Source organism: Betaproteobacteria bacterium, from assembly GCA_009377585.1.
Taxonomy (GTDB): Bacteria; Pseudomonadota; Gammaproteobacteria; order Burkholderiales; family WYBJ01; genus WYBJ01.
The window spans coordinates 1-3809 of sequence record WHTS01000143.1; the positions used below are offsets into that span (position 1 = coordinate 1).

4 protein-coding genes are annotated in these 3809 nt (G+C 66.9%); 2 read left to right on the plus strand and 2 right to left on the minus strand.

From position 1 onward, the window contains the following. On the minus strand, positions 1–950 hold a 950-nt coding region (locus GEV05_27290; GenBank protein ID MPZ47003.1), incomplete at its 3' end, for a hypothetical protein. 460 nt (positions 951–1410) lie between these two features. Here GEV05_27290 and GEV05_27295 point away from each other — a divergent pair. Both GEV05_27295 and GEV05_27300 read left to right on the plus strand, forming a co-directional pair. Further along, entirely contained in the window at positions 1411–2373 is a 963-nt protein-coding gene (locus tag GEV05_27295) for a D-glycerate dehydrogenase (protein MPZ47004.1), read from the plus strand. Between the two features lie 207 nt (positions 2374–2580). Next, entirely contained in the window at positions 2581–3183 is a 603-nt protein-coding gene (locus tag GEV05_27300) for a pyridoxamine 5'-phosphate oxidase family protein (GenBank protein ID MPZ47005.1), read from the plus strand. 198 nt (positions 3184–3381) lie between these two features. On the opposite strand, the gene GEV05_27305 is transcribed toward GEV05_27300, so the two are convergent. Next, complete coding sequence (locus GEV05_27305) at positions 3382–3765, minus strand: hypothetical protein (protein MPZ47006.1); 384 nt, start codon at positions 3763–3765, stop codon at positions 3382–3384. Between the last annotated feature and the right edge of the window lie 44 nt (positions 3766–3809).

Here is a 3809-nt window from a genome sequence, read left to right on the forward strand (position 1 = left end):
ACGCCGTAGCGCAGGATCGCCTGCAAATCCTTCGGCAGCGCCTGGTACTTCTTCTTGTTGAAGATGATCTCGAAGAACTCCATCGCCTGGTGGAAGCTGCCCAGCATGTAGTTCTTGATGACGTCTTGCGCGCCGAAGCGCATGTCGGAGGTCGGGTTGTTGTACTCGAAGCCGTCGATGACGCCCTTCTCCAGCGCGGGAATGATTTCCCCTCCGGGCAGCTGGGTCACCTTCGCCCCCATCTCCTGGAACAGGTCCGCCGCCAGGCCCACGGTGCGGTATTTCAGGCCCTGCAGCTCGCCTGCGCCCTTGATCGGGCTCTTGAACCAGCCCAGCGGTTGGGTGGGCATCGGCATGGCGAAGAATCCGACCACGTCGAGTTGCAGCTTCGCCAGCAGCTCCTCGTACAGCTTCTGGCCGCCGCCGCGATAGATCCACGCCAGCGTCTGGTTCGCATCGCAGCCGGTGATTGGGCCCGAGCCGAACAGAGACGCCACCTTGCTCTTGCCGTACCAGTAGACCGGGACCGTGTGTCCGCCGTCGAGCACACCTTTGCTGACCGCGTCCATCACCTCGAACGGCTTCACCACCGCGCCGGCGACGAGATAGTCAACGCGCAGGCGCCCATCGGCCATTTCGTTCACGCGCTTGACGAACTCCTCGGCCATCTCGTTGAAGATGTCCTTGGCGCCCCACGACCCCTGAATCTTGAACACGACAGTGGAAGGCTTCACCGCCGCAGCCGGGGCGGCCGGCGCTTCGGAGGTCTTGCCCATCTTTTCCGGAGCGGGCTCGGGCTCCTTGGAGCAGGCAGCGAGCAATCCGGCCGCTGCGGCGCCGGCGGCGCCAAGCGTCGCGCTGCGCAGGAAGCGTCGCCGCTGCGGTGCGCTGGTCTCCGGGGCAGCTGGGTCGGAAGCAGTCGTCGTCGGGGAATCTTGGCGGTCGGTCATCATGCTCCTCCTGAAGTATCCGTGGGCGCCAGCCTGCGGCTGCGCTCTCGAGGCTCGCCGGACAGCGTTGCCAGCGGCCATCTCAGATGCTGATGGGCTACTGCACGCTATGGTACCGGGAGTTCAGCCGGAAAGGCAAAACTTCACACGTCGCTGCCGCTACCGTGAACGAAAGGATCGAAGCGGTTCGCGGGCCGCCCGTAAGGCGCTGCCCAGATCGTGGCGGGACGGGATCCCTCTCGGGAAACGCGTCAGCTCGCACCTGTTGCTCTGTTGAATCAGGTCGAACGCGATCGAGGCGGGCGACCGCCTCGGGAACGCGCCGGCGGGTGCGGACGGCGCACGGTTATACTCGCGGCGTGACGGGCGGACCCGCTTCGACGATCAGCTGCCCGCGCTGCGCCGGCGCTACACCACTGCCTGGCGCCAGCGCATTCCCTTCGCCAACGCCGAGCCGACGATGAAACCCAGGATACTGGTCGCGAGAGAAGTTTTCGATGAGGTGCTGGGGTTCCTGGCGCAGACGCTGGAGGTCGACTCGAACCAGACCGACCAGCCGCTGTCACCCGAGGCGTTGCGTGCGCGCCTGGCCGACAAGGACGGGGTGATGTGCGCATTGACCGACCGTGTCGACGCCGCGCTGATCGAGGCCTGCCCGCGCCTGAAGGTAGTGGGCAACATCGCGGTGGGATACAACAACGTCGACGTGCCGGCCTGCAGCGCGCGCGGCATCGTGGTCACCAACACGCCCGGCGTTCTGGACGAGACCACGGCGGACCTGGTCTGGACGCTCATGCTGGCGACAGCGCGGCGGCTCACCGAAGCCGAGGCGTATCTGCGCAACGGCGAGTGGACCGGCTGGTATCTGAAGCAGCTGCTCGGCACCGACGTCCACCACGCCACGCTCGGCATCGTCGGCCTGGGGCGCATCGGGCAGGCGATCGCGCGGCGCGCAGCGGGCTTCGACATGCGGGTGCTCTACCACAACCGCAACCGCGTGGACCCGGCCGTCGAGGCCGCGTTTAAGGCCCGCTATGTTCCGCTGGAGGAGCTGCTGGCCGAATCCGATTTCGTAGTGCTGCAGGTGCCGTATACGCCTGCAACGCATCACCTCATCGGCGCTGCCCAGCTCGCCCGCATGAAGCGCTCCGCGATCCTGGTCAATGCCGCCCGCGGCGGCGTGGTGGACGATGCGGCCCTGATCGCGGCGCTGGCGAGCGGCACGATCCGCGCGGCCGGGCTGGACGTGTTCGAGGGCGAGCCTCACTTCAATCGCGGATTCCTGGGGCTGAAGAACGTCGTGCTCGCCCCGCACATCGGCAGCTCGACCCGCGCCACCCGGCTCGCCATGGCCATGACGGCGGCGCGCAACGTGGTCGCGGTGCTAGAGGGCCGGCCGGCGCCGAATCGCGTCAACCCTTGATGTTCCGGAAAGTGGCTGGCAAGCCGCTTTCCCCACAACACTCTCCTCTTTCTCCCAATGGGCCCAAAGGGAGCGGGGAGCGTCGCATGCCCGCGGGCGGCCATCTTGCCGCTCGCCCGGTCGTGCACGCTGCGGGACGCGGCTGCGTGTAAACTTATCGCGCAAACGAGCTGGCTTCCAGCGTCTGCGCACCGAATGGAGGGCGTCATGATCGATAGCCTGCAGGAGCTGCGTCGCGTGTACCCCGAACCCAAGCCGCGCGCGCTTCTCAAACAACTCGACCGGCTGGACGTTCACTGCCGCCAGTTCGTCGGTCTCGCGCCTTTCCTGGTGCTCGCCACGGTCGACAAGGACGGGCGCGTCGATGCCTCGCCGCGCGGCGGCGCGCCGGGCTTCGTGCAGGTGATCGACGACCGAACCCTGCACCTGCCGGACGCCTTCGGCAACAACCGGCTCGACTCCTACGCCAACATTGTTCAGAGCGGGCGCTGCGGAACGATCTTTTTCGTCCCCGGCATGGACGAGACCTTGCGCATCAACGGCCGGGCGCTGCTGCGGAACGAACCCGAGTTGCTCGAGCGCTTTCAGGGTGAGCGGCATACGCCTCGCGTGGTGGTCGAGATCCAGGTCGAGGAAGCGTATCTGCATTGCGCGAAGGCACTCATGCGCTCGCGGCTGTGGAGCGCGGACAATCGCATCGAGCGCGCGCGCTTCCCCTCCATGGGGCAGATGATCAAGCAGCAGAGCGGCTCGCCGGAACCGGCCGAGACGCAGGAGCAGATGCTCGCCCGCTACGTCAACGAGCTATAGCGAACCTTCCCCTCCTCGCCGAGGAGAGGAACGAGAAATTCTCCCCGCCTGCCCGCCTGCGGGCTAATACTGCTCATGAGGCGGGGTGCCGGCGAAGGAGGCGGGGTGGTGTGGTTCTCGGTCGCGTGAGACCACCCCGTCCGCGACGTTGTCGCGTCCCGCCCCTCCTTGGTAAGGAGGGGAAAGGCTTGACACCTGCTACTGCGGCTCGATTCCCGCCAGCTTCACCAGCTCGCGAAAGCGCGCGATCGAGCGTTCGACGAAGATCTTGAATTCCTCCGGCGTACGCCCGTCGGGCTCCAGCCCCAGGGTCGCGAAGCGGCTGCGCAGCGCCGGCTGGCGGGCTGCCTGCGCGATTTCCCGCTGCAGCTGCACGACGATGGCGCGCGGCGTCTGCGGCGGTGCGAACACGCCGTACCAGCTGCCGCCCTCGATCTCGGTTCCGCTCACTCCGGCCTCGGCCATGGTCGGCACTTCGGGCAGCGCATCGAGGCGCTTGGAATGGTTGTAGGCGAGCGGCCGTAGCCGTCCGGCCTTGATGTAGGGCATGGTCGAGGCGGCCGAGGCGAATAGGATGTTCACCTCCGAGCCGAGCAAGGCAGCGATGGCCTGTCCCCCGCCCTTGT